General features: G+C 65.7%; 26 protein-coding genes and 1 pseudogene. 19 read left to right on the top strand and 8 right to left on the bottom strand.

Annotation, left to right across the window (positions count from 1 at the left end):
* Positions 1–61 precede the first annotated feature (61 nt).
* The 3 genes from dnaA to mutM all read right to left on the bottom strand — a co-directional run bounded on the left by dnaA (position 62) and on the right by mutM (position 3,145).
* A complete protein-coding gene (gene dnaA / locus OXR00_RS10970; protein WP_267388268.1) occupies positions 62–1,474 on the bottom strand; it encodes a chromosomal replication initiator protein DnaA in 1,413 nt (470 codons plus the stop codon).
* A 485-nt stretch (positions 1,475–1,959) separates the two neighbouring features.
* Positions 1,960–2,223, bottom strand: a complete 264-nt coding sequence (rpsT, locus tag OXR00_RS10965) for a 30S ribosomal protein S20 (protein ID WP_242150379.1) — start codon at positions 2,221–2,223, stop codon at positions 1,960–1,962.
* 109 nt (positions 2,224–2,332) lie between these two features.
* Positions 2,333–3,145 carry a bifunctional DNA-formamidopyrimidine glycosylase/DNA-(apurinic or apyrimidinic site) lyase gene (gene mutM, locus OXR00_RS10960; RefSeq protein ID WP_267388267.1) on the bottom strand — a complete coding sequence of 271 codons (813 nt, stop codon included), beginning with the start codon at positions 3,143–3,145 and terminating at the stop codon, positions 2,333–2,335.
* 90 nt (positions 3,146–3,235) lie between these two features.
* On the opposite strand from mutM, the gene OXR00_RS10955 reads away from it, so the two are divergent.
* The 17 genes and pseudogenes from OXR00_RS10955 (at position 3,236) to OXR00_RS10875 (ending at position 19,615) form a co-directional block, all read left to right on the top strand.
* Positions 3,236–3,967, top strand: coding sequence for a class I SAM-dependent methyltransferase (locus OXR00_RS10955; RefSeq protein ID WP_242150373.1), 732 nt, complete (start codon positions 3,236–3,238; stop codon positions 3,965–3,967).
* Positions 3,968–3,980: 13 nt separating this feature from the next.
* Positions 3,981–5,528: a 2-polyprenylphenol 6-hydroxylase gene (gene ubiB / locus OXR00_RS10950; protein ID WP_267388266.1), complete on the top strand. Its 1,548-nt coding sequence runs from the start codon at positions 3,981–3,983 to the stop codon at positions 5,526–5,528.
* 4 nt (positions 5,529–5,532) lie between these two features.
* Positions 5,533–6,636, top strand: a complete 1,104-nt coding sequence (locus tag OXR00_RS10945) for a hypothetical protein (RefSeq protein WP_267388265.1) — start codon at positions 5,533–5,535, stop codon at positions 6,634–6,636.
* Positions 6,633–7,855 (top strand): annotated as a pseudogene (coaBC, locus tag OXR00_RS10940) (bifunctional phosphopantothenoylcysteine decarboxylase/phosphopantothenate--cysteine ligase CoaBC). The gene OXR00_RS10945 and the pseudogene coaBC overlap by 4 nt, the downstream one beginning before the upstream one ends.
* Before the next feature lie 46 nt (positions 7,856–7,901).
* Complete coding sequence (dut, locus tag OXR00_RS10935) at positions 7,902–8,351, top strand: dUTP diphosphatase (protein WP_267388264.1); 450 nt, start codon at positions 7,902–7,904, stop codon at positions 8,349–8,351.
* Entirely contained in the window at positions 8,348–8,743 is a 396-nt protein-coding gene (locus OXR00_RS10930) for a hypothetical protein (protein ID WP_267388263.1), read from the top strand. The genes dut and OXR00_RS10930 overlap by 4 nt, the downstream gene beginning before the upstream one ends.
* Complete coding sequence (gene moeB / locus OXR00_RS10925; RefSeq protein ID WP_267388262.1) at positions 8,740–9,501, top strand: molybdopterin-synthase adenylyltransferase MoeB; 762 nt, start codon at positions 8,740–8,742, stop codon at positions 9,499–9,501. Before OXR00_RS10930 ends, moeB begins: the two co-directional genes overlap by 4 nt.
* A gap of 246 nt (positions 9,502–9,747) precedes the next feature.
* Positions 9,748–10,887, top strand: coding sequence for a UDP-N-acetylglucosamine 2-epimerase (non-hydrolyzing) (wecB, locus tag OXR00_RS10920; RefSeq protein ID WP_267388261.1), 1,140 nt, complete (start codon positions 9,748–9,750; stop codon positions 10,885–10,887).
* Positions 10,871–12,169, top strand: a complete 1,299-nt coding sequence (wecC, locus tag OXR00_RS10915) for a UDP-N-acetyl-D-mannosamine dehydrogenase (RefSeq protein WP_267388260.1) — start codon at positions 10,871–10,873, stop codon at positions 12,167–12,169. Before wecB ends, wecC begins: the two co-directional genes overlap by 17 nt.
* A 514-nt stretch (positions 12,170–12,683) precedes the next feature.
* On the top strand, positions 12,684–14,102 hold the full coding sequence (locus tag OXR00_RS10910) for a sugar transferase (RefSeq protein WP_267388259.1): 1,419 nt from the start codon (positions 12,684–12,686) through the stop codon (positions 14,100–14,102).
* 77 nt (positions 14,103–14,179) lie between these two features.
* The gene (locus OXR00_RS10905) at positions 14,180–14,401 is read left to right on the top strand and encodes a hypothetical protein (protein ID WP_267388258.1); all 222 of its coding nucleotides are present in this window, start codon (positions 14,180–14,182) and stop codon (positions 14,399–14,401) included.
* A gap of 329 nt (positions 14,402–14,730) precedes the next feature.
* Positions 14,731–15,018 carry a hypothetical protein gene (locus OXR00_RS10900; RefSeq protein WP_267388257.1) on the top strand — a complete coding sequence of 96 codons (288 nt, stop codon included), beginning with the start codon at positions 14,731–14,733 and terminating at the stop codon, positions 15,016–15,018.
* Positions 15,019–15,033: 15 nt separating this feature from the next.
* On the top strand, positions 15,034–15,558 hold the full coding sequence (locus OXR00_RS10895) for a DUF1003 domain-containing protein (protein ID WP_267388256.1): 525 nt from the start codon (positions 15,034–15,036) through the stop codon (positions 15,556–15,558).
* A gap of 37 nt (positions 15,559–15,595) precedes the next feature.
* On the top strand, positions 15,596–16,657 hold the full coding sequence (locus OXR00_RS10890) for a glycosyltransferase family 2 protein (RefSeq protein ID WP_267388255.1): 1,062 nt from the start codon (positions 15,596–15,598) through the stop codon (positions 16,655–16,657).
* A gap of 72 nt (positions 16,658–16,729) precedes the next feature.
* Complete coding sequence (hppD, locus tag OXR00_RS10885; RefSeq protein WP_267388254.1) at positions 16,730–17,797, top strand: 4-hydroxyphenylpyruvate dioxygenase; 1,068 nt, start codon at positions 16,730–16,732, stop codon at positions 17,795–17,797.
* A gap of 44 nt (positions 17,798–17,841) precedes the next feature.
* The gene (gene hmgA, locus OXR00_RS10880) at positions 17,842–19,125 is read left to right on the top strand and encodes a homogentisate 1,2-dioxygenase (protein WP_267388253.1); all 1,284 of its coding nucleotides are present in this window, start codon (positions 17,842–17,844) and stop codon (positions 19,123–19,125) included.
* 31 nt (positions 19,126–19,156) lie between these two features.
* The gene (locus tag OXR00_RS10875) at positions 19,157–19,615 is read left to right on the top strand and encodes a MarR family transcriptional regulator (RefSeq protein ID WP_242150326.1); all 459 of its coding nucleotides are present in this window, start codon (positions 19,157–19,159) and stop codon (positions 19,613–19,615) included.
* Here OXR00_RS10875 and OXR00_RS10870 read toward each other — a convergent pair.
* From OXR00_RS10870 to ykgO, 4 genes are all read right to left on the bottom strand, one after another.
* Positions 19,612–20,481, bottom strand: a complete 870-nt coding sequence (locus OXR00_RS10870) for a Brp/Blh family beta-carotene 15,15'-dioxygenase (RefSeq protein ID WP_267388252.1) — start codon at positions 20,479–20,481, stop codon at positions 19,612–19,614. The two genes, OXR00_RS10875 and OXR00_RS10870, sit on opposite strands and share 4 nt — an antisense overlap.
* A complete protein-coding gene (locus tag OXR00_RS10865) occupies positions 20,478–21,191 on the bottom strand; it encodes a bacteriorhodopsin (RefSeq protein WP_267388251.1) in 714 nt (237 codons plus the stop codon). Before OXR00_RS10865 ends, OXR00_RS10870 begins: the two co-directional genes overlap by 4 nt.
* Positions 21,192–21,337: 146 nt before the next feature.
* Positions 21,338–21,943, bottom strand: coding sequence for an HAD family phosphatase (locus OXR00_RS10860; protein ID WP_267388250.1), 606 nt, complete (start codon positions 21,941–21,943; stop codon positions 21,338–21,340).
* 11 nt (positions 21,944–21,954) lie between these two features.
* Positions 21,955–22,080: a type B 50S ribosomal protein L36 gene (gene ykgO / locus OXR00_RS10855; RefSeq protein WP_069205031.1), complete on the bottom strand. Its 126-nt coding sequence runs from the start codon at positions 22,078–22,080 to the stop codon at positions 21,955–21,957.
* A 198-nt stretch (positions 22,081–22,278) separates the two neighbouring features.
* Here ykgO and OXR00_RS10850 point away from each other — a divergent pair, with 198 nt between their 5' ends.
* Positions 22,279–22,902, top strand: coding sequence for a DUF4136 domain-containing protein (locus OXR00_RS10850; RefSeq protein WP_242150314.1), 624 nt, complete (start codon positions 22,279–22,281; stop codon positions 22,900–22,902).
* Positions 22,899–24,017: a M14-type cytosolic carboxypeptidase gene (locus OXR00_RS10845; protein ID WP_267388249.1), complete on the top strand. Its 1,119-nt coding sequence runs from the start codon at positions 22,899–22,901 to the stop codon at positions 24,015–24,017. The genes OXR00_RS10850 and OXR00_RS10845 overlap by 4 nt, the downstream gene beginning before the upstream one ends.
* A 9-nt stretch (positions 24,018–24,026) precedes the next feature.
* Here OXR00_RS10845 and thpR read toward each other — a convergent pair whose 3' ends face one another.
* Complete coding sequence (thpR, locus tag OXR00_RS10840) at positions 24,027–24,566, bottom strand: RNA 2',3'-cyclic phosphodiesterase (protein WP_267388248.1); 540 nt, start codon at positions 24,564–24,566, stop codon at positions 24,027–24,029.
* Positions 24,567–24,623 lie beyond the last annotated feature (57 nt).

Below are 24,623 nucleotides of genomic sequence, written 5' to 3'. Positions count from 1 at the left end.
CTGACGCGGGGTTCAGCCACGCTGCCGCGAACCCGACCGCGCCTGACCCGATTGGACGCCCCTACCCCTCTAGCGTGTGGAGCAGCGTGCGGACGGCAGTGTCAAGGTCGCGGTCCTTGTCGCGCAGCTCCTCGATCCGGCGGACCGCGTGGATGACCGTGGAATGGTCGCGGCCACCGAACTTGCGGCCGATCTCGGGCAGGGAGCGCGTGGTCAACCGCTTGGCGAGGTACATCGCGATCTGGCGCGGGCGGGCGATGACGACGGCGCGGCGTGCCGAAACAAGATCGACCGGTTTCAGGTCGAAGTGCGCCGATACCGCCTTCTGTATCTCGTCGATCGTGACGCGCCGTTCGGCGCCGCGCAGCACTTCGCCGAGGGTGACGACGGCGAATTCAAGATCAATCGTATCCCCGGTCAGCTGCGAATAGGCGACGACACGGTTGAGCGCGCCTTCAAGATCGCGGATGCTGGCGGTGATGCGGGTGGCGAGGAGATCGACCACTTCGGCCGGCACGGCGACGGTGGGCAGTTCGGCGAGCTTGCGCGCCAGCACCGCGCGGCGCAGCGCGAGATCGGGCGCCTTGATGTCGGCGACGAGGCCGCACGACAGCCGCGAGGTGATCCGCGCCTCGACCCCGTCGAGATCCTGCGGGCAGCGGTCGGCGCTGATGACGAGCCGCTTGCCGGCACCCATCACCTCATTGATGGTGTGGAAGAACTCTTCCTGCGTCGAATCCTTGCCGGCGATGAACTGGAGATCGTCGATCAGCAGCACGTCCGCCGAGCGCAACCGCGCCTTGAAGGCGTGCGTGTCGCGCGCGCGCAGCGCCTGGACGAACTCGAACATGAAGCGTTCGGCCGACATCAGGATGACGTGCGCGTTCGGCACCGCTTCCAGATAGGCCGAACCGATGGCGTGCATCAGGTGCGACTTGCCTTGGCCCGTGCCGCCGTGGAGGAACAAAGGGCTGAACCGCGGCACGCCGGGTTCGGCCAGTGCCTTGGCGGCATTGAACGCAACGCGGTTGGAGGCATCCACCACGAAGCGGTCGAACGTGAAACGCGCGTCGAGCGGTGGCCGCTCGCGGCCCGGCTGGGCGGCGACAGGCGCAGAGGTGGCGACGGCAGCCGTGAGGGGGCGGAGCACCGCCACCTCGGCTACCGCCGCCGAATCGGCCCGCAGCGTTTGCGGCTGCGGCGTGGCCGAACGGGTTTCGATCGAGACGCTGCGCACGCCCGGCATCTGCGCGCGGAACTCCTGCAGCAGTCGATCGGCGTAATGGTTGCTGACCCAATTGGTCATGAACGCGGACGGCAGCGCGAGACGCACCGCATCCGCGTTATCGTCTTCGATCAGTTCAATGGGTTTGAGCCACTTGTCGAACAGGCGTGTGCCGGCCGACTCACGCAGGTGCGAGCGGACCACCGTCCAAGCCCTGGCGATCTCGCCCTGCTCGATCCGGTCATCCACGCGCAACGCTCCTCTGGCCCCCAATCCGTTCACGCAAAAACCTTCCTTTCGGCCACGCGCCGCGCACGCGACCGCAAATTCGGACAAACGTCCCCTCAGGCGGAATCACGTTTCCGTCCGGCGAGGGGCGCTCTTAGTTGAGTTGCGCGAACCATCGTCCGCGCTGTCGAGGGGCAGTTATGAAGATCGACGCGATTCGATCAATGGCCGCAGCCGTCAGATTTCTGAAATAATCCGATTGACTCGGAATTGCCCAAGGTTTCCCGTCAGAAATCTTACAAGTGTCTGTAAACGAGCAATATTTGACGGACGATCGGAACGGAGACGTTGCGAATCGCCGGGAATCCTCGCTTTGCGGGAATGGCGCAGAATGGCTTCACGCCGGCACGTGGATCCGCGTTTTCAGACACCGTCTACGGCGAACGCAGCAAAGCCCGCCCGGTAAACCGGAGCGGGCAAAATGCTTGTAGAACGTTTTGAAACGCTTAGGCGAGCGCGGCGAGACGCTTCGTCAGGCGCGAGAACTTCCGCGCGGCAGTGTTCTTGTGCAGCACGCCCTTCGACACGCCGCGCGCCAGCTCCGGCTGCATTTGCGCCATCGCTTCGGTCGCGGCGGACTTGTCGCCCGATGCGAGCGCAGCTTCCGCCTTCTTCACGAAGGTACGGATACGGCCGACGCGGTTGCCGTTGACTACGGCGCGGTTCGCGTTGCGCCGGATTCGCTTTTTCGCCTGTGGCGTATTGGCCATGAAGCCCTCTAGGTCTGAGATCGGATGACGCGTACGGAATTGCTTCCCCGCGCCGGAAGGCAGGCCCCTTAGCCAGCGGGGTTGATTCGGTCAAGACGTAACGCTGGTCCTACCGCTGACAACGGCTGCACCAGAAGGTCGATCGTCCGCCATCGGCATAGCGCAACACGGTGCCTCCGCAACCGCACGGCTCCCCCTCGCGACCGTAGACGGCGAACTGTTTGGAGAAGTAGCCGAGTTCACCATCGGGCCGCGCGTAATCGCGCAGCGTCGAGCCACCCGCGTCGATCGCGGCGAGCAGCACCGTGCGAATCGCCTCCACCAGCCGGGCGAGCTTCGCGCGCGAGATCCGGCCGGCCGCTCGCTTCGGGCTGATGCCGGCGAGGAACAGCGCTTCGCAGACATAGATATTGCCGAGGCCGGCAACGATGCGCTGGTCGAGCAGCATCGCCTTGATCGGCGCGATCCGCCCTTCCAGCGCCTGGACCAGATACGCCGCTGAAAGCTCGTCGCCGAGTGGTTCCGGCCCAAGCGCCACAAAGGCGGGATAGGCGGCAAGCGATCCGGTCGGCGTCAGATCGATCGAGCCGAATCGCCGCGCGTCATTGAGCGCGAGGCGGCGCCCTGCCCCCGTTTCCAGAACCAGATGATCGTGCGGCAGCAGTTCACCCGGATCGACCCGCCAGCGACCCGACATACCGAGGTGGAAGATCATCGTGTCATCGCGATCGGTATGGATCAGGCCGTATTTGGCGCGCCGCCCCAGCCCCGTCACACGCGCGCCGGTCAGCCGCTGGCGCAGATCTTGAGGGAACGCGCGACGCAGATCGGGCCGGCGCGTCTCGACCAGCATAAGCCGCTGGCCCTCCAGCACCGGCGTGAGGCCGCGCACCGTTGTCTCGACTTCGGGTAATTCTGGCATCGCGCTTTATTCTCCGTTCGCCCGTGCGGTCGAACGCTTGGCAGCTAGGTTGCGTTTGCCCGCGCCACAAGGCGCCGCTAGAGCGGGGGAATGAGCGACACCGTATCCTTTGGCTATCAAGACATCCCCGCAGACGAGAAGACCGCCCGGGTGGGCGGCGTCTTCTCCAACGTGGCCGCGAAATACGACCTGATGAACGACGCCATGTCGGGCGGCATGCACCGGATCTGGAAAGACCGCTTCGTGCGCCGGGTGAAACCGCGCGAAGGCGAGCAGATCCTCGACATGGCAGGCGGCACCGGCGACATCGCGTTCCGGATGGAGCCTTCGGGCGCGTCGATCACCGTGGCCGACATCAACGCGGAGATGCTGAAGGTCGGCATGGACCGCGCCGCCAAGCGCGGCATCGATGGGCTGGTGTGGACCGAGGCCAATGCCGAGACGCTGCAATTCCCCGACCGCTTCTTCGACGCCTATACGATCGCGTTCGGCATCCGCAACGTGACCGACATCCCCAAGGCGTTGCGCGAGGCGCACCGAGTGCTGCGGCGGGGCGGACGGTTCTTCTGCCTGGAGTTCTCCACGACGGTGTGGCCTGGTTTCGCCGAAGTATACGACGCCTATTCGCACAAGATGGTCCCGCAACTCGGCAAGCTGCTCGCCAACGATGCCGACAGCTATCGCTACCTGATCGAATCGATCCGGCGCTTCCCCGACATGCCGACGTTCGAGGCGATGATCGGCGAGGCCGGTTTCGTGCAGACCAAGGTCGAGCCGATGCTGGGCGGGCTGGTGGCGATCCACAGCGGCTGGAAGATTTGAGCAGGACTCCGGCGTGACCGCCCCCGCCGTCCATCTCTGGCGGCTCCTGAAATGGGGCCGCATCCTCGCGCGTCATGGTGCCTTGCAGGGGATCGAGCGCGATCCCAACACGCCTACGGCGGTCAAACGGCTGGTGCGGATCGCACGGCTTGGCGCGCGCGTGCCGCCGGTGCCGCGCTATGCCGATGCGTTGCAGGCGATCGGCCCGGCCGCGATCAAGCTTGGCCAGACGCTGGCGACGCGGCCCGATATCGTTGGCGACGAGGCGGCGAACGACCTGCTGCGCTTGCAGGACGCGTTGCCGCCGCTGCCGTACGAGACGATCCACGCGGCGATGGCCAAGGCGTTCCAGCGGGATCCGGCCACGCTGTTCGCATCGATAGATCCGGTGCCGGTCGGCGCGGCGTCGATCGCGCAGGTCCACCGTGCCGTCACCACCGACGGCCGACACGTCGCGGTAAAAGTGCTGCGGCCGGGCGTGGAGGACGATTTCACCCGCGCGATCGACACGTATGAGTGGGCGGCGGCACAGGTCGAGGGCTTGGCGAGCGGCGGCGAACTCGCCCGGCTGCGCCCGCGCCTCGTTATCGCGACATTTAAGCGCTGGACCGCGCGCGAGCTGGATTTCCGGCGCGAGGGTGCGTCCGCCTCCGAACTCGCCGACGCAATGACGGCGGAACCCGATTTCGTCGTCCCCAAGATCGATTGGGAGCGCACCACCGGCAAGGTGCTGACGCTGGAGTGGATCGACGGCATCAAGCTGTCCAACCGCACCGCGCTGGTGGCGGCGGGTTACGACCTGCCGCGGCTCGCCGACACGCTCGTCCATGCGTTCCTGCGGCAGGCGATCACGGAAGGCTTCTTCCACGCCGACATGCACCAGGGCAACCTGTTCGCGCTGTCCGGGAACCGGATTGCGGCGATCGACTTCGGCATCATGGGCCGGATCGATCGGCGCGCGCGGGTGTGGCTGGCGGAGATCCTCTACGGGCTTATCACCGGCAACTACAAACGCGTGGCGGAGATCCACTTCGAGGCGGGCTACGTGCCGGCGCACCACGACGTCGCCGAGTTCGCCACGGCATTGCGCGCGGTGGGCGAGCCGATGCGGGGCTTGGCGGTCAAGGACATGTCGATCGGCATGATGCTCGACAGCCTGTTCAACATCACGCGCGACTTCGACATGCGCACGCAGCCACACCTGCTGCTGCTGCAAAAGACGATGGTGATGGTCGAAGGCGTCGCCACCAGCCTCAACCCCGACATCAACCTGTGGGACACGGCGGCCCCGTTCGTGCGCGAATGGATCAGGACCGAACTTGGGCCGGAGGCGGCGGTGGCGGATCGGCTCATCACCGATCTGCGCACGCTGTCGCGCATCCCCGAACTGGTCCGCAATATTGAGCGGCACTTCCCCTCCCCCGGCGGTGCCCCGCCCGAGCCGCCGATGCGGCCGATCGCGGTGCTCGGGTCGGGACGCAGCAGCGCGATGCGCTACGTTCTGGTCGCGGTGGTAAGCGCCGGCGTGAGTTTCGCCGCCGCCTGGCTGTCGTTCCACTAAGGCGGTGGCGCGGCCGGTCGCCCCGCTGTGGCTCACCGCCCCCAGCCGCTTCGCGCAGGTGACGCGTGGGCGGGCACGGGCGGTGCTGGCGGCGCTCGCGCTGTTGGTGGCGGCGAGTTTCCTCGCGCTCGGCGTCGTCGCTCCCGCCGGGGCGCCGGCCGATCCGTCGCAGGCCGATCTGACGCTGTACCAGACCATCGTCGATGGGGTCCGCGCCGGTGGCGATTATTACAGCGTGGCGGCACGGTCGCTCCGGGCGGGCGATTACCCGCTGAAGCCGTTCGTCGCGTTCCGTTTGCCGACGCTCGCGGTGATCGAGGCAGCGCTGCCGAACGGCGCGGTGCCGATCCTGCTCGACCTGCTTGCGCTCGGCGTGTTCGCGGCATGGTGGCTGCGGCTGCGGCCCGCCTTCGCACGCCGGGTACCGCTGGTGGTCGCGCTGCTACTGCTCGCCGGGGGCATGGCCGCGTTCGTGCAGAGCGACCTGATCGCCTTCCACGAGATCTGGGCGGGGCTGCTGATCGCGCTGGCGCTGGCGCTGCGCCGGCCGGACCGCTGGGTCGAGGCGGTGGCGTTCGGCATGATGGCGATGCTAATTCGCGAGACCGCCGCGCTGTTCGTCGGGATCATGGCGGTGCTGGCATTTGCGCAAGGGTGCCGCCGTGAGGCGGCCGGCTGGGCGGTGTCGCTCGGCGTGCTGGTGGTGGTGGTTGCGCTGCATGCGCATGCCGTGTCGGAGGTGGTTCATGCGACCGATGCGGCGTCGCCCGGGTGGAGTGGGATGCTCGGCTTCGGCTTCTTCGTGCAGGCGATGGCGGCTTCGACCGCGCTGACGATGCTGCCGCTCGCGCTGGCGGCGCCGCTCGTCGCGCTGGCGCTGGCCGGGTGGGCGGCGTGGCAGAGCGAGCTTGGCCTGCGCGTGACTGCGACCATGTCCGGCTATGCGGTGTTGATCGCGCTGTTCGCGCGTGCCGACACCTTCTATTGGGGGCTGATGATCGCGCCCACGCTCCTCGTTGGTCTGGCGTTCGCGCCCGACGGCCTGCGCGATCTGGTGCGGGTTGCGGCGGCACGGCGGCGGATCACGGTGACACGGGTGGTACGATGAAGATCCTGCTGGTCATCGGCGGCGGCATCGCCGCGTACAAAGCGTGTGAGTTGATCCGGCTGTGTCGCAAGGCGGGCATCGCGGTGCGCTGCGTGCCCACCGCCGCCGCGCAACAGTTCATCACGCCGATGACGCTTGCCGCGCTGAGCGAGCAGCAGGTGTTCACATCCTTGTGGGATCTCAAGGACGAGGCGGAGATGGGCCACATCCAGCTCAGCCGTGAAGCCGATCTGATCGTCGTCGCGCCTGCCACGGCCGACCTGATGGCGCGGATGGCGGCGGGCATGGCGGACGATCTCGCCACGACGGTGCTGCTCGCCACCGACAAGCCGGTGCTCGCGGCGCCGGCGATGAACGTGCGGATGTGGCAACACCCCGCCACCCGTCGCAATGTGGCGACGCTGCGCGACGATGGCGTGACCGTGCTCGAACCCGACGAGGGGCCGATGGCATGTGGCGAGTTCGGCGCGGGACGCCTGCCCGAACCGGAGGCGATCCTCTCGGCGATCAAGGCGGCGCTGCGGATATGACGGTACCGCCTTCCGCTGGGGAACGGCGGGAGGCGCCGCGCGACGGATCGGCCGTCGCCCCCCACATCCTCATCACCGCCGGACCGACGCACGAACCGATCGACCCGGTGCGCTACATCGCCAATCGGTCGTCGGGGAAACAGGGCTTCGCGATCGCGGCGGCGCTGGCAGCCCTTGGTGCACGCGTGACGCTGGTGGCGGGGCCGGTCACGCTCGACACGCCCGCCGGTGTCACCCGCGTCGACGTCGAGACCGCGCGCGAGATGGCGGCGGCGGTTGTGGACGCGCTTCCCGCCGATGCCGCCGTAATGGTCGCGGCGGTAGCCGATTGGCGTGTCGAGAGCGCAGGCCAGAAGATCAAGAAGGGCGACCGCACGCCGGTTCTCCACCTCGTCGAAAATCCCGACATCCTCGCCGATCTCGCGCGCAGCCCGCAGCGGCCACGCCTATTGATCGGGTTCGCGGCGGAAACGCAGCGCGTGATTGAACACGCCGTCGCCAAGCGCGCCCGCAAGGGTGCCGACTGGATCGTCGCCAACGACGTATCGGGCGACGTGATGGGCGGTGAGAGCAATGCCGTTCACATCATCACCGCAGAAGGCTTGGAAAGCTGGGAGCGGAGCGGAAAGCAGGTGGTCGCCGACAGGCTTGCCGCCCGTATCCTCGCCACGCTTGCCGAACCGGGCTGACGCGCTGCGGTTAGACAAACGCCGGCAGTACGCTAAGATACGCAGCATGACGCAGCCGACGATCGCCATTAGCATCAAACGCCTCGATCACGGGACCGACCTGCCCCTGCCCGCCTATGCGACCGCTGGCGCGGCGGGGATGGACGTGGTGGCGGCCGAGGCGACCACGATCGCCCCCGGCGCACGCGTGGCGGTGGCGACCGGTTTCGCAATAGCGATCCCGCCCGGCTTTGAAGTGCAGGTGCGGCCGCGATCGGGGCTGGCGCTCAAACACGGTGTAACGTGCCTCAACACGCCGGGTACGATCGACAGCGACTATCGCGGCGAGGTGAAGGTGATCCTCGCAAACCTCGGCGCGGACGTGTTCGAGATCGCGCGCGGCGACCGCATCGCCCAGCTCGTTCCCGCACCTGTTCAGCGCGCGGCGTTCGAAGAGGTTGCCGAGCTGGACGATACCGGGCGCGGCCACGACGGCTTCGGCTCGACCGGACGATGATGTTGGCTCTTGCTCTGCTGGCCCAGGCGGCACCCGACGTGCAAAATCCTGCACCGCCGCTGCCAAGCGACTGGTCGAATCTCGCGGCAATGCCATTCGTCGTGCAGCCACAGATCACCGCGCCGCTCGACAAGTTCGTGGCGGACGAGATTGCCGCGGGACGGTGCGCGGTCACCAGACCGGTAGACGGGCATTATGTCGTCAGAGTGGACGTGGCGACGCTGGTCGATGCGGACGGTACCGTTCGGCGTGCGGTGCCGCGCGCGATGGGGTGCCCGACCGTCGAGCAATATAGCGCCGGTCTTGTCACCAGCTTTGCGCGGGCCAACCTCCAGGTCCGGGCAGGTAAGCTGTGGTATCGCACCACCATCGTCTACGACTGGCGTGGATGACGCTCAGCGACGCTGAACTGGAGCGCTATGCACGCCACATCGTCCTGCGCGATATTGGCGGCGTAGGGCAGGCGAAACTCAGGGCGTCGCGCGTCGCGGTAATTGGCGCTGGCGGGATCGGGTCGCCGGCGATCCAGTATCTCGCCGCCGCCGGGGTCGGTTTGCTAATTCTTATCGACGACGACCGGGTCGATCTCTCCAACCTGCAACGCCAGACGATCTTTGGCGGCGACGATGTCGGCACGGCTAAGACGACAGCGGCAGCGGCAGCGGTGGCGCGACTCAACCCGCATGTCCACGTCGAGAACCGACAGGCCCGGCTCGACGCCATCAATGCGCCAGCGCTGATCGCGGGCGCGGATGTGGTGCTGGATGGTACCGATAGTTTCGCGACGCGGCTGGCGGTGGCGGACGCGGCATTGGCGGCGCGGGTGCCGTTGGTGTCGGCGGCGGTCGCGCAGTTCGAGGGGCAACTTGCGGTGTTTCGCGGCTGGGAAGCGGACAAGCCCTGCTACCGCTGCTTCGTCGGCCATGATCCCGATCGGCCCGAAACCAGCTGCGCGGAAGCCGGCGTGCTCGGCGCGATGGCCGGCGTGATGGGCAGCCTCGCCGCGCTGGAGGTCCTGCGCGCGATCACCGGTTTCGGAGACGACAGCGCGGGCAAACTGCTGCTCGTCGACGCGCTGGCATTCCGCTTCCGCACCATCGCGCTACCCAAGGATCCGGGTTGCCCGGCGTGCGGTGCGCTCGTCCCCTGACGCTCCACTCTTGCGGGTTGCGGCACTCCCGCGTCCGTAATGCGGTGCCGGCTGTGAAAGTCGCGTACCATCGGCGCACGGCATCCGGCACGTGCCGTGAAACGCCGGGTCGGTTGCACATGATCAGGGGGTCGGACCGCTGAGCGGTCGCTGGATTACGCCTGTTGGAGGACGAAGCGTCGCGAGTTCTGCGTGACACTCACGCAGTTAGCTGCTCCTTAACGCAACCTCGGCCAAGGCTTCGCCATGCAAACCCCCGTGCTTCGCACCGTTCTCGTCATCTTCGGCACGCGACCGGAGGCGATCAAGCTGTTTCCTGTGGTCGCCGCGCTGAAGGCCATACCCGGCCTGAACGTACGTACCTGCGTCACCGCGCAGCATCGCGGGCTGCTCGATCAGGTGCTGGAGATTGCCGGATTGCGCCCGGATATCGACCTCGACCTGATGGAACCCGGCCAGTCGCTCGACCGGCTGACCGCGCGATTGCTGACCGGGCTTGGCGAGGTGATGGACGCGGAGCAGCCCGACCGCGTGATCGTGCAGGGCGACACCGCCACCGCGATGGTGGGTGCGCTCGCCGCATATTACCGCAAGGTGCCGGTCAGCCATGTCGAGGCAGGCTTACGCTCCGGCGACATCTATCAGCCGTGGCCAGAGGAAGTGAACCGTCGCATTGTCGCGCCGATCGCGGATCAGCATTTCGCGCCAACCGAGACGGCCGCGGAAGCGCTGCGTCGCGAGAATATCGCGTCCTCGACCATCCACGTCACCGGCAACACCGTGATCGACGCACTGCATGCCACCCGCGCCAAGCTCGATGCCGATCCGTCACTGGCGGCGGGGTTGGACGATATCGCCGCGCGGTTCGCGGGCAAGCGCCTGATCCTCGTCACCACGCACCGACGCGAAAATTTCGGCGGCGGGATGGAGGGCATCGCGCGCGCGATCGGGCGGATCGCGGACCGCAGCGACACCGCCGTGCTGTTCCCGGTGCACCCCAATCCCAATGTCGTCTCGGTGATGGACGCGCTGCTCGGCGACCGGGCGAACGTCGCGCGGATCGCACCGCTCGACTACCCGCATTTCATCCGTGCGCTCGGCATGTGCGAGATCGCGCTGACCGACTCCGGCGGCGTGCAGGAGGAAGCCCCTGCCCTCGCCAAGCCCGTGCTGGTGATGCGCGAGACGACCGAGCGGCCCGAAGGCGTACACGCGGGCACGGCAAAGCTTATCGGGACGGATTCCGACCGAATCGTTTCCGAAATATCAACCCTACTGGACGACAAGGGCGCGTACACGGCCATGGCCCGCGCCCACAATCCGTTTGGCGATGGTCATGCGTCCGCAAGGATAGCAAGGATCGTCGCCGATGGTTTCGGATGCTGAACTCAAGGTCGTCGTTGTCGGCCTCGGTTATATCGGGCTGCCCACCGCCGCGGTGATCGCGCGGACCGGCGCGAAGGTGCTCGGCATCGACGTCAGCCCGCATGTCGTCGAGACGGTCAATTCGGGCAAGGTACATATCGAGGAGGTCGATCTCGACGGCCTAGTCTCGGGCGTGGTCGCGCGCGGCAATCTGCGCGCCTCGACCGAGGTTGAGGCCGCCGACGTGTTCGTCATCGCGGTGCCGACGCCGTTCGCGGACGATCATGCGCCCAACATCGGGTACGTCCTGCGCGCCGCCACTACCATTGCGGCGGTGTTGAAGGCAGGTGACGTGGTGATCCTCGAATCGACCTCTCCGGTCGGCACCACCGAGCGGGTGCGCGATCTGCTCGCCAAGTTGCGGCCCGATCTGAAGGTGCCGGGCAAGACCGGAGAAGCCGCCGACATCGCCATCGCATATTGTCCGGAGCGAGTGTTGCCGGGCCGCATCCTGGTCGAACTGATCGACAATGATCGCGTGATCGGCGGCATCACACCACGCTGCGCGCGCAAAGCGTTGTCGTTCTACCGTCGCTTCGTGCGGGGCGCCTGTGTCACGACGACAAGCCGCGCGGCCGAGATGACCAAGCTGACCGAAAACGCTTTTCGCGACGTCAACATCGCTTTCGCCAACGAACTGAGTCGGCTGGCCGATACGATGGAGGTCGACGTGTGGGAGGTGATCCGCCTCGCCAATCGCCACCCGCGCGTCAACATCCTGTCGCCCGGCCCGGGTGTCGGCGGCCATTGCATCGCGGTCGATCCGTGGTTCCTGGTCCACGCCGACCCGGCCAATTCGCCGCTGATCCGCACCGCGCGCGAAGTGAACGATGCCAAGATCGACTATGTGGTGGCGCGCGCCGCCGCGATGATCGAGGCGCAACCGGGCGCACGGGTCGCGTGCCTTGGCCTCGCGTTCAAGGCGAACATCGACGATTTCCGAGAGAGCCCGGCGCTGAAAGTCTCCGCCGAACTGGCACGCCGCTTCGGCAGCCGGATCGCGGTTGTCGAGCCCTATACCGCCGCACTACCGGCTGAGTTTAAGGGCACCGGTGCCGGCCTGATCGACATCGACACCGCGATCGAGAGCTGCGGCATCATGATTGTACTGGTCGATCACGACGTATTCAAATCCGTGCCGCTTGATGAGCGTGTGGACAAGCAGGTGTACGACACGCGCGGCATCTGGCCCGATCAGCCGATCCCCAAGGTTCGGCAGGAGTTGCTTCGGCTCGCTGGCTGATCGGCGGGCGAGGGCGCCAGATAGCCCGGGGCCCTCTTTGACATACCTGCCCCGACTACGGCGCGGTGCTGCACGTGGTGCCGCCAATATGGCACCTGTCAGCAGCGTTCTGCGATCGTGTTACTGAGGACTCAAGTCGGCCGAAACGAGCTGCGGGGTGGATGCCGAGCGACCAGCGGAAGATGCGTGCACGCCCTTTGGCCTGTTCGAAGCAAATCCGCACGCCGTTAGCGCTTCTTCGTCAACAGACGCTTGAACGTCACTCCCTCATTATCACGGTTCCGGTCTGTTATATCCGTTCCGGAGGCTTGACGCGATTATCTCGTGAAACACCGGCTATGGTTTCTCGAGTGATTTCGAGGAACATTGGACTCGCCCGACGACACAGACGCGATGACCGAAACGGCTGATCACGTAAGTTGATGCTGCTAAGCAAAATATCCGCTTCATACTTGCATCATCTTCTGTACGTTCATGGGCGCGCTACCATTGATCCCACGTGTAGGATGCGATCATGAACCTGGAAATCGGACGATCCGAGTGGACGCCAGAGAACGGGTATCCTTATACGGTGATGTCGCCGGAGAAGCCTTGGTGGCGCCCGCGTGCTTCGGCTTTGCGGACGCGTGCCTTTACTACCCTGGTGTTGATCGACTTCCTGTCCATCACCGTATCATTCCTGATCGCGGCAGTATTACATGGGCAGTTCGGCGCGGACCGCGTGTGGCTGGTGCTGCTCGCAGTGCTGCTGCCGGTGTATCTCATTACCGCACTCAACGCACATGCCTATGCCGCGGCGAATTTGCAGGATCCGTTCCGTGCGATTGCGAAGGGCGTGCAGGCGCTGGTGATCGCGATCAGCGCAGTGATCCTCGTCGCATTTTGCGTGCGCGCGTCCGAGGGGTTTCCGCGCCTGTTGGTGGCGATCGGATCATTCTTCGCGATGATGACGATGATCGCCGCACGGTATACGTTCGTGAAACGCATGGTGTCGATCATCGGCGGCAATCCGTTCAGCGTGATCCTGATCTGCGAAAGCGGCCAGCCGGTGCCGCCGGGCGTGTTTTCGGTGATGATCTCGCCCGAATCGTTTTTTGATCCCGAAAAACATGATCCGGTGATGTACGACCGGCTCGCCAAGTCGCTGGAAAGCGCGGATCGTGTTGTCGTCGCATGCGACCCTGCGCGCCGCACCGCTTGGGCACACGCGCTGAAAGGTGCCAATATCCAGAGCGAGATCGTCGCGCCGGAGCTACATAACCTCGCCCCACTCGGCCTAGGCAATCACGGCAGCGCAACGACGATCGTTATCGCGCACGGGCCGCTTGGGTTGTTCGACCGTTTCATGAAGCGGGGGTTCGATTTCTCATTGGCACTGGCTATCGTGATAGCGCTGCTGCCGATTCTGGCGGTAATCGCCATTCTGGTCAAGCTCGACAGTCCTGGCCCGGTATTCTTCAAGCAGACCCGCATCGGGCGCGGCAACCAGATGTTCAAGATGCTCAAGTTCCGCAGCATGCGCGTACTCGAATCCGACCATGCCGGCAACCGGTCGGCATCTCGCGACGACGATCGTATCACCCGCGTCGGCAAGGTCATCCGCCGCACCAGTATGGACGAGTTGCCGCAGCTTTTGAACGTGCTGAAAGGTGAAATGAGCATCGTCGGCCCGCGCCCCCATGCGCTCGGCTCACGGGCGGCCGACAAGCTGTTCTGGGAGGTCGATACCCGATACTGGCACCGCCATGCCGCCAAGCCGGGGCTGACCGGGCTGGCGCAGGTGCGTGGGTATCGCGGCGCGACGGTGCACGAGTCGGACCTGAGCAACCGCTTGCAGGCCGATCTCGAGTATCTCGACACCTGGTCGATTTGGCGCGATCTGATGATCATCGCTATGACGTTTCGGGTGCTGCTCCACCGTAACGCGTTCTGATTGCGTCCGCCGCTCGGGCGTTGCCTTGGCGAGCGAACTGCGCCACAGCGACGGCAGATTTGCCATGAGGCGACTGCATGGACCGCGAAGAGATCACCGGCGCCGCCACAGAGATAATGGGCGACGTGTTCGACATCGGCTATTGCGACGATCTGCCCGCGGAGATGATCGCGGGAGGGGATAGCCAGCGCCAAACCTGCTTCGATGTCGCGGTTGAAAAGCGCTTCGGCGTACGCGGCTCCGACACTGAGATCGGAGACCTTTACAAGGTCAGGTTTCTGACCGGCAACATCGCCTGACCGACAGCCCAGAGCCGATGCACGACCCGTTTGGCCTGCCGTGGCTCCTGCCCGCGCCTGCTGATTTGAAAAGGCGTCTGAAGGCGATGCGCAGCGCAGAACGGCTTGACGCGGCGTCATTGCGCGCACTGGCACCAGCTTCGCTCAACGCGACGAAATTAAGACAGGCGAGCTGCGTCGGCACCGCGCGTCGCGTCGGTCTGACGATAACCGACAGGCGCCACAGCAACTGTTCTATCCGGTATCTACGCCGGCGCAGAGCAAAGACGATGCGATCCTGCTTTCCCTTGATGCGCAGGCGCTAGGCGTGGCGCGTCCATGCGTCGACCGTGGCGGTGTTCGCGCGGGGTGCCGAGGAAGGGCATCGCGAGACGCGGCTGATGAAACACCACCTGCTTGGCCGCCGTTTCGAGGAAGCGTTGCCAGCGCATGTCGCCGCTACCGCACCTGCTCTCGGTGCCAAGCGGTTGACCGGCGAGTATATCCCCAGCCGCAGGAACGCGATGGTGTGCGAGCATCTCGGCAGTCTTGGCCTAATGCATGTCGCGGAGCGGGAGGATGGCGGCAACGTGTGGAACTCGACCCGTTGCGCTATGTCGCGCCCGAACTGCCGATAATCGTGGACTGACCTGATGCCTTCCCCGCACAACCCACTATCGCGCATGTTCGGTGCGCACACCCGCCAGCTTGATCCCGAACAGCAGAACGTGCTCGACAAGATCGCGTCGAAGCTGCCGATCGCGCGCGATGCCGCCGATGTCGCTGACGAACGCTCGACCTATGGCGAACGGCTTGCCGATCGGGTCGCGGCGGTGGGTGGTTCGTGGGGCTTCATCATCGCGTTCACGATCGTGCTGTTCGGGTGGATGCTGCTCAACAGCGACGTGCTGGCGCGCTGGGGTCTGGTGTTCGACCCCTATCCGTACATGTTCCTCAATCTGATGCTGTCAACGCTCGCTGCGATCCAAGCGCCGGTCATCATGATGAGCCAGAACCGCCAGTCGCAGAAGGATCGCCTCGCCGCGAGCCTCGATTACGAGGTCAACCTGCGCACCGAACTGGAAATTCTGCGCCTGCACGAGAAGATTGATCTCGCCATCGCCGAGCGGCTCGACCGGATCGAGGCACGGCTCGGCACCCTTCCATCCGCGCCGTAACGGCTTTTTAGCACCCGCCAGCCGATAAGCCGGGACGATGCAGCCCTCCCCTGCCCCCACGATCAGTGTGCTGATGGCGCTGTACAACGGCGCGGCGCTTGTCGGCGAGACGATCGCGACGTTGCAGGCGCAGACGTTCGACGATTGGGAGCTGATCGTGGTCGACGACCGTTCGACCGATGATGGCGTCGCCGTGCTGAAAACCATCGACGATGCGCGTATTCGCATCATCGAACAGCCGGTCAATCAGGGCGTGGTACGTGCCCGCAACACCGCGTTCGCACACGCGCGCGGACGCTACCTCGCCGCGCTGGACCATGACGATCTCTGCCATCCGGAGCGGTTCGCGCGGCAAGTCGCCTACCTTGACGCGCACCCTGATACGGTGCTGCTCGGTACCGCCGCCAACATCCTCGACGAAGGCGCGGTGCTGCCGCCGACGCTTGCCCCCATCACCACGCCGAGCGTGATCGAATGGTTGCTCAAGATCGAGAATCCGCTGGTATGGTCCTCGGTGATGATCCGCGCGGACGCGGCGCGGCGGCTCGATATCTTCATGCGGCCGGAGCTGATCTGCGCGGAGGATTACGACCTCTACCACCGCATCGCCCAGTTCGGCACGATTGCCCGGCTCGATGAGGAACTGATGACCTATCGACGCACGCGCGGCAGCCTGTCGCAGCGCCGGGTGGACGAGTTGCGTGCGTGTTCGGTGTCGGTGCTGGCGGATGCGCATCGCGATCACCTCGGCGAGGAGGCGGAGGACGTGGCGTCTTTGCTGGTCCATTACGTCATGGGGCAGCTGCCGGTGCCCGATCGCGCCACGTTGCGCCGGCTGGGCGATGCGCTGGTGCGGTTGCAGGCGCACTTCATCGAGACGCGCCGGCCGGACGCGGCCAGTCGCAAGCTGCTGCGATGGGAGACGGCGCGACGCTGGGCTCGGGTCGGGCGGACAGGGTTGCGCACCGGTTCGCTGGGGCTGATCGCGACGGCGAGCGTGCGGCCGGATCACCTGGGGCTCGGCTATGCGGGACTGGACGAATTGATCCTGTCGCGCATCGTCGGCGGTGCACGCAATGTCTTGCGACGGACCGGCTGAGCTACGACGGAACGAGACGTACGGCAGATCGTTTCATTTGACACCATCTGCCTGCAACCATATTCTCGCGACATGGAACAGGATGCCGCAAATAACCCGCCCCAGAATTCGCAGCAGAACCCGCTAGGCCTCAATGGCTTCGAGTTCGTCGAGTTCACCTCGCCCGATCCGGTCGGCATGGGGCGGCAGCTCGAGCAGATCGGCTTCACGGCCACGCACCGCCATCCGGCCAAGAACATCACCCGCTACAAGCAGGGCCGGATCAATCTGATGATCAACCGCGACGAGGCTGGTCGCGTCGCCGCCTTCCGTGGCGAACATGGCGCATCCGCCAGTGCGATGGCGTTCCGGGTTGCCGATCCCGCCAAGGCGATGGAGTGGGCGCTGGCCAATGGAGCCAAGCCAACGGAGGAAGACGACACCGTCATTCAGGGGATCGGCGGATCGTATCTGTACTTCGTTCAAGACGGCGTGGACCTCTACGCCGATTGGGCAGAGTTCCCGGGATGGCGCGAGCGGGAAGCGGCGAACAGTGTCGGCCTCGATCTGCTCGATCACCTCACCCACAACGTCCGTCGCGGGCAGATGCGGGTGTGGAGCGCGTTTTACCGCACGCTGTTCGGGTTCGAGGAACAGAAGTTTTTCGACATCAAGGGCCAGGCTACCGGTCTGTTCAGCCAGGCTATGATCGCGCCCGACAAGGCGATCCGCATCCCGCTCAACGAGAGCCAGGACGACAAGAGCCAGATCGAGGAATTCATCCGCGAGTATAACGGCGAGGGTATCCAGCACCTCGCGCTGACCACCGACGACATCTTCGCGACGGTCGAGGCGCTGCGTGCGCGGGGCGTGCGGTTGCAGGACACGATCGAGACCTATTACGAACTGGTCGACAAGCGCGTGCCCGGCCACGGCGAGGATCTTGCGCGGCTGAAGCAGAACCGCATCCTGATCGACGGCGATATCGAGACGGAGGGGCTGCTGCTCCAGATCTTCACCGAGAACATGTTCGGGCCGATATTTTTCGAGATCATCCAGCGCAAGGGCAATCAGGGCTTCGGCAACGGAAACTTCCAGGCTCTGTATGAATCGATCGAGCTGGACCAGATCCGGCGCGGGGTGGTGTCGGTGGAGGGCTGAGACATCGCCCTTCCCCGGCGAAGCAGGCATAGGACGTAGGCGCCATGACGAACTATCTCTCCGGCTTCGGCAATCACTTCGCCACAGAGGCTGTAGCCGGCGCGCTGCCGATCGGCCGCAACTCGCCGCAGCGCCCCGCGTTCGGTTTATATGCCGAGCAACTTTCCGGCACCGCCTTTACCGCGCCACGCCATGAGAACCGGCGCAGTTGGCTCTACCGGCTGCGTCCCTCCGCCGAGCATCCACCCTATACCCGCTACCAAGGCGCAGAGCGGTTCGCGCCAGGCACCAGCCCCGAACCGCTCGCGCCCAACCGGCTGCGCTGGTCGCCCGCCCCAGCCCTGGCCGAGCCGACCGATCTGATCGACGGCATCACCACGATGCTCGCCAACCGCGATCCCGCCGATCTGGAGGGTGTGGCGGTCCACCTTTACGCCGCCAACCGCGACATGACGAACCGCGCCTTCGTGGACGCGGACGGCGAGTTGATCTTCCTGCCTCAATCGGGGCGGCTTACGCTGCTGACCGAACTGGGCCGGATCGACGTGGCGCCCGGCGAAATTGCGCTGATCCCACGCGGGGTGCGGTTCCGCGCGCTGCTGCCTGACGGCGCTGCGCGCGGTTACATCGCGGAGAACCACGGCGCGTTGTTCCGCCTGCCCGATCTCGGCCCGATCGGTGCCAATGGTCTTGCCAACCCACGCGATTTCGAGACGCCGGTGGCGTGGTTCGAGGATGTCGACGCACCATGCGAGCTTGTGCAGAAATCGCTGGGCAGCCTGTGGACGACCACGCTCGACCACAGTCCGCTCGACGTGGTGGCGTGGCACGGCAATCTTAGCCCCTGGCGGTACGATCTGGCGCGGTTCAACACGATTGGCAGCGTCAGCTTCGATCATCCTGATCCGTCGATCTTTACGCTGCTGACCTCACCGTCGGATGTGCCGGGGCGCGCTAATGCCGATCTCGTGATCTTCCCGCCGCGCTGGATGGTGGCGGAGGATACGTTCCGGCCGCCGTGGTTTCACCGCAACGTCATGTCGGAGGCGATGGGGCTCATCACCGGCGCCTATGATGCCAAAGCGGACGGCTTCGCGCCGGGTGGGCTGTCGCTGCACAACCTTATGGCGGGCCACGGCCCGGACGTGGCGAGCTGGCGCGCGGCGAGCGAGGCGGACCTGCAACCGCGCAAGATCGATGGGACGATGGCGTTCATGGTCGAAAGCTGCTGGCCATATCGCCCGACCCCGTACGCGCTGGAGCATGCTCAGCCCGACTATGACGCGGCATGGGCGGGCTTTCCCAAGGCACGCCTGCCCGGCGCTTGAACCGCGCCGCTACGCGCCATAGGCTGGCGCGATGACCGACGCTGCGCTGACGCTCGACGACTTTCTGCCGTTTCGGCTGTCCTTCACCTCCAACCTGGTGAGCGACCGGATCGCGCGGGCGTATCAGGCGCTGTTCGGCCTGACGATCCCGGAGTGGCGGCTGGTCGCGGTCATCGCGGAGAGCGACGGCATCACCCAACAGGCGATCGGCGTGAAGACGCGGATGGACAAGGTGACGGTGAGTCGCGCCGCGATTGCCTTGGTCGAACGCTGTCTGGTCGAGCGCATGCCCAACGCCGGCGATCGCCGCTCGCACCTGCTCAGGCTGACTCCGGCGGGACAGGCGCTGTATGAGCAGGTCGCACCCAAGGCGTTGGAACTGGAACGCCGCATCTTCGGCGGCTTCGATGCGGGGCGAGTGGCGGCGTTCGTCACGATGCTCCGCGAGATCGACACCGTCGCGCAGGCAGCGGAAGACAGCGACCTTTAAGGCTGCGGCACTGATCCGATCCGCGCCGAACGCCTCCCCACGGCTTCCCGCCCGTGTTCGACATCGCGCGCCGGTTCGAACAAGGGCGTCACCAGCAGGTGCGGCATCGCCAAGGCGGCGATTCCGGCGAAAAGCGCGCGCACGCCGCTCGGATCATGGCGCAACACCACCAAGGCGACGACCACCACGAGCAGCAACGCCGCCACAAGGATCGGCGCAGTGGCGCAGAGGTACGCGCCGATGGTCGCGCACCCGAGGCGGCGCTGGCGTTCGCTGGTTTGCGGCAACGCGTGCAGCACCAGGAACCCGACTGCGAAGCCAACCAGCGGCGGCAGCAAAAGCAACGCCGCCGTTCCCGTCAGCAGTCGCGCGTCGCGCCGCACGACGGCGGTGGCGAGCAGACCGATCGCACACAGCGTACCGGCCGAGGCGAGCGCCGCGATCAGCACAACCGAAACCTCGGCACCACCGGCATAGTGCAGCAGGCTCTGCAACGCGGTCCGGTGCAGAGCCGCCGGTATCACGACGAGCCCGGCACCACGCGCGATACGCTCGACAGGGGAACCGTTTGGCGCATCCTCCATGCCGAAATGCAGCGCCGACGCGATCAGGAACACCGGCAACGCGACGGCAGGATAGGCAACCCACCAGATCAGGCAGGCGACCGATGTCGCGCCGTAGGCAGCCAGAAATCCCCTGCGTTGTCTTGGTGCGAGAATGGCGAGGTCGCTCGCACCGTGCGCCATGCCCAGTACACCGATCGCCACCACCGCGAACAGCAGCTGAACCATGAGCGGGCCAAGGGCAGCGGCAAGCGCCGCCCCCAGCAGCACGCCCCAGCCGAGGGCCGGAGCGCGAATGGTCACGCGCGACCGGCGTGTACTTCGGCGTCGCTACCAAGCGCCCGATCGACATTGCCGGCGGCGTAGAAGGCGTAGACCACCTTTGCGACGATATCCATGACGAGGATCGCCCAAACCGATGCGGGGTCGGAAATGATCTTCAGGCCTTCCGGGCCGACCGCGAACACGATCGGGTAGAGGAACCAGATCACCGTCAAGAAGGCGACGTTCTTGGTATATGCCGCCCCCAGCGCAGGTCCGCGTTGTGTGGCGATTGCGCGCAGCGGCGCCCACAGCAGGTAAAGCACGCCGACGAACGCCGCGCACGACCAAGCGAACCAGATCCACTTCACGACGGGAGCGTCGATCACCGACGATATCAGTCCGGCAACGATCATCAGCACGTCGAGCACAATGATAGAGGTGAGGTATCCGCCGACTTCACCGGTTCGGCCGCGTTCATGGAATGCGACGAGCACGAGACCGGACAGCAGGATCGGCGTCGTGACCGACCAGTCGAGATACCGAGCGAAATAGGTGGCGGAACCGTCGAATTTGACGAGCGTACCGATACCGAACGCCATTGCCAGATAGGCGGTTGCGGCGATGAACGGCACGCTTGCGTGCAGCAGGGTATGGTGTCGCAGCGGCGCGGTTTTCTTTCCGGTGGCATAGATCGCCAGTGAAGCGAGCGCCATCACCGAGAAACCGATCAGAAAGGGCGTTTGGTTCATTAGCAGGACTCCCCATTCAGGGACGACCCTGTGCCGGCCCGTCGCATGAACGTAGGTCCGAGGCGGATGTATCCGTGGAACAGCATGACAAATCGGTCATGCAACCATACAGTTTTTGGGCTGATAATGTCGCGGGCAGCCGCCGCTTACAGAAGTTCGAGCCGCGACAGATCTGCGCGCAAGACATCCGCATCGGTGAACAGTACGCCGTGAATGCCGAGCGCGTCGGCGGCGGCGACGTTGTCGGCGCGATCGTCGACGAACACCGCATCATCCGCCGCGATACCGAAGCGGTCTAGCGCGAGATGGTAGATGGCGGGATCGGGCTTGGTCAGGTCTTCGTCGCCGGACACGACGATGTCGCGGAACCGGTCGAACAGCGCCGCTTCACGCGCACGGAACGGCGGCCAGAACTCGGCGGAGAAATTGGTGATCGCATAGAGCGGCACGTCGCGCGCGTCGAGATCGTCGACCAGCGCGCGCATGCCCGGCAGCATATCGCCAAGCTGCTCATTGAAGCGCGGCCCCCAGGCGGCGATCAGATCGGCATGCTGCGGGTGCAACGCGGCAAGCTCCGCCGAGGTATCGGCGAAGGGGCGTCCGGCGTCATGCTGGAAATGCCATTCCTTGGTCGCGACGTCGCGCAGGAACGCATCGAGCGCCCGATCGTCGTCGATCAGGCGCTCGTAGAGGAACCGGGGGTTCCAATCGAACAGGACGTTGCCGATGTCGAAGATAACGACGGACGGCACCGCGCTTGCAATCAGCCCTGGCGGGCCTTGAAGCGACGGTTGGTCTTGTTGATGATATACGTGCGGCCACGGCGGCGGATCACGCGGTTGTCGCGATGCCGGTCCTTGAGCGACTTCAGGGAATTGCGGATCTTCATGATCGATTCGCTTCTTGCTTTAGAGGTGCGGAAAAAGAAGGCGCTCGCCTAGAGTTGCGCCGACGCCAAGTCAAGGCGGCGGACCTCTGAAAAATCTCGGGCTACCGACACAATCCTGCGGGAACCTTTGGGATACGATGGCACGCGACAAGCGTTTCACCTAGGTAACGAGCGTTCGCAAGGTAAGGAAGCGAAGACATGAAAGCGTTGTTTGCAGTGGCAATGGCACTCCCCGGGCTGGCGCTGGCCGGCTGCTCGACGACCGCGGGTGGGCCGGTGCAGGTGACGCGCTTCCACCTTGGCGCGCCGATGGTGACGGGCACGCTCGCGGTCGAGCCGGCACCGGGCGGATCGCCCGCCAGCCTTGAGTTCAAGACCTATGCGGCCGCCGTGCAGACCGAACTGATGCGGTATGGCTATGGCGCGCCGGCAGGTAACGACGCCGGTCAGTTCCTCGCGGTGGTCGGCTTCACCCGCACGACCGAAGAGGACGCCTCCGCACGGCGATCGGGCCTTTCGCTGGGCCTTGGCGGAGGCGGCTTCACCGGTGGCGGGCGGCGCGGCGGAGGCGGCGGGATCGGCCTTGGCGGCGGCATCTCGTTCCCGATCGGCAAGGCCAAGCACCATTACATGATCCTCACCGAGCTATCAGTGCAGATCAAGCGCCGCAGCGACGGCAGCGTGATCTGGGAAGGTCGCGCACGCACCGCGGCGCCGGAAACCGCCGCCGCGTCTCAAGCGGACGCCGCCGCGCACAAACTCGCCAGCGCGCTGTTCCGGGACTATCCGGGCGTATCGGGTCGCACTATCACGGTACGATGAGTATCACCGTCAACGCCGCATTCGACAGCGGCAACATCCGTGTCCTCGGCATCGAGGGCGACACCGTCACGCTGGAAATCGTCACCGACGCGGGCAGCGACTTCTACCAGTGGTTTCACTTCCGGGTTGCGGGCGCGCAGGGTCGCGCCCTCACCTACCGGATCGTCAACGCTGCCGGCTCGGCCTATCCGCCGGGCTGGCCAGGCTACAAGGTGCGGATGAGCACCGACCGCGAGACGTGGCGCCTGGCTGAAACGCGTTACGACGACGGCGTGCTGAAGTTCGGCTCGACCGGCGAGGACGAACTCGTCTGGTTCGCCTATTTCGCGCCGTACACGCTGGATCGGCACGACGCGCTGATCGCGCGCATGGCGCGGGAACCGGGGGTGACGCACCGCGAACTCGGACAAAGCCTCGACGGGCGCGCGATCGATTGCCTCAGCGTGGGCGACGGACCGAAGCCGGTGTGGCTTTATGCGCGCCAGCACCCCGGCGAAACGATGGCGGAATGGTGGATGGAAGGTGCGCTCGAGCGGCTGACCGACACTGCCGACCCGGTGACGGCGGCACTGCGGGCGAAGGCGACGTTCCACCTCGTCCCCAACATGAACCCGGATGGCAGCTTTCGCGGTCACCTGCGCACCAACGCGGCGGGTGTGAACCTCAACCGCGAATGGCACGCACCGACCGCCGAGCGCAGCCCGGAAGTGCTGTGCGTGCGCGATGCGATGGATGCGACCGGCGTCGCCTTCGCGATGGACGTGCACGGCGACGAGTCTATCCCGGCCAACTTCATCGCGGGGTTCGAGGGGATTCCCAACTGGACCGACGCGCAGGGCGAGCATTTCTACGCGTTCCAGCGCCGCCTGTCTGCGCACTCGCCCGATTTCCAGATGGAACTCGGCTACGGCAAGTCGGCGCCGGGCAAGGCAAATCTTACCATGTCAACCAATCAGGTCGCGCACCGCTTCGGCGCGGTCGGGATGACGTTGGAAATGCCGTTCAAGGACCATGACGCCAATGCCGACGCCGAATTCGGCTGGTCGCCGGAACGCTGCAAGCGGCTGGCGGGCGCGTGCCTGGAAGTGCTGGCGGAGATGATCGACGGGATGTGACCCGGGCGGTCAGCCCAGCGGCCAGCGCGCGATGGTGTCGTAGCGCGCGCCGTCGTGGCCGAGCGTGCTTTCGTACAGGATGAGGTGCTCCATCTGAAAGGCGACGCTGGTGAGACCGGCCTGTGCCGCGCGCCAGCGTTCGATCTCGACCGGATCGGCGGTGCGCGGCAGGCGGGCGAGCGTGACGTGCGGTAGGTAGGCGCGACCCTCCGGCGGCAGACCAAGCCGGACCAAGGCGTGATCGACCTTGCGATGCAGCCCGGAAAGCGCCTCGTGCGGCGTCACGCCGGCCCACACGGCGTCGATCCGGCCGCGCCGGTCGAACGCGCCCACGCCGGCGATACGCGCCGCTGGCGTGCCGGCATGGACATGGCCGAGTTCGATCGCGATGTCCTCCGCCATGCGGCGATCGACCTCACCAATGTAACGGACGGTGAGATGGAGCTGGCTGTCATCCTGCCAGCGCGCATCGGCGATACTGTGCATCGTCCCGGCCAGCAGTGACCGGATCGCGCGCGGCGGGCGCAGAGCAACAAAAAGTCGGTGCATGGCAACACCTCATTAACACAAGACAACGACATCGGCTGCAGGCGGATTTGCTTGAAA

Origin of the sequence: Sphingomonas sp. GC_Shp_3 (genome assembly GCF_026540945.1) — a bacterium.
Taxonomy (GTDB): Bacteria; Pseudomonadota; Alphaproteobacteria; order Sphingomonadales; family Sphingomonadaceae; genus Sphingomonas.
Note: the sequence above shows the minus strand (reverse complement) of the source record. Positions and strands in the feature narration are given on the sequence as shown.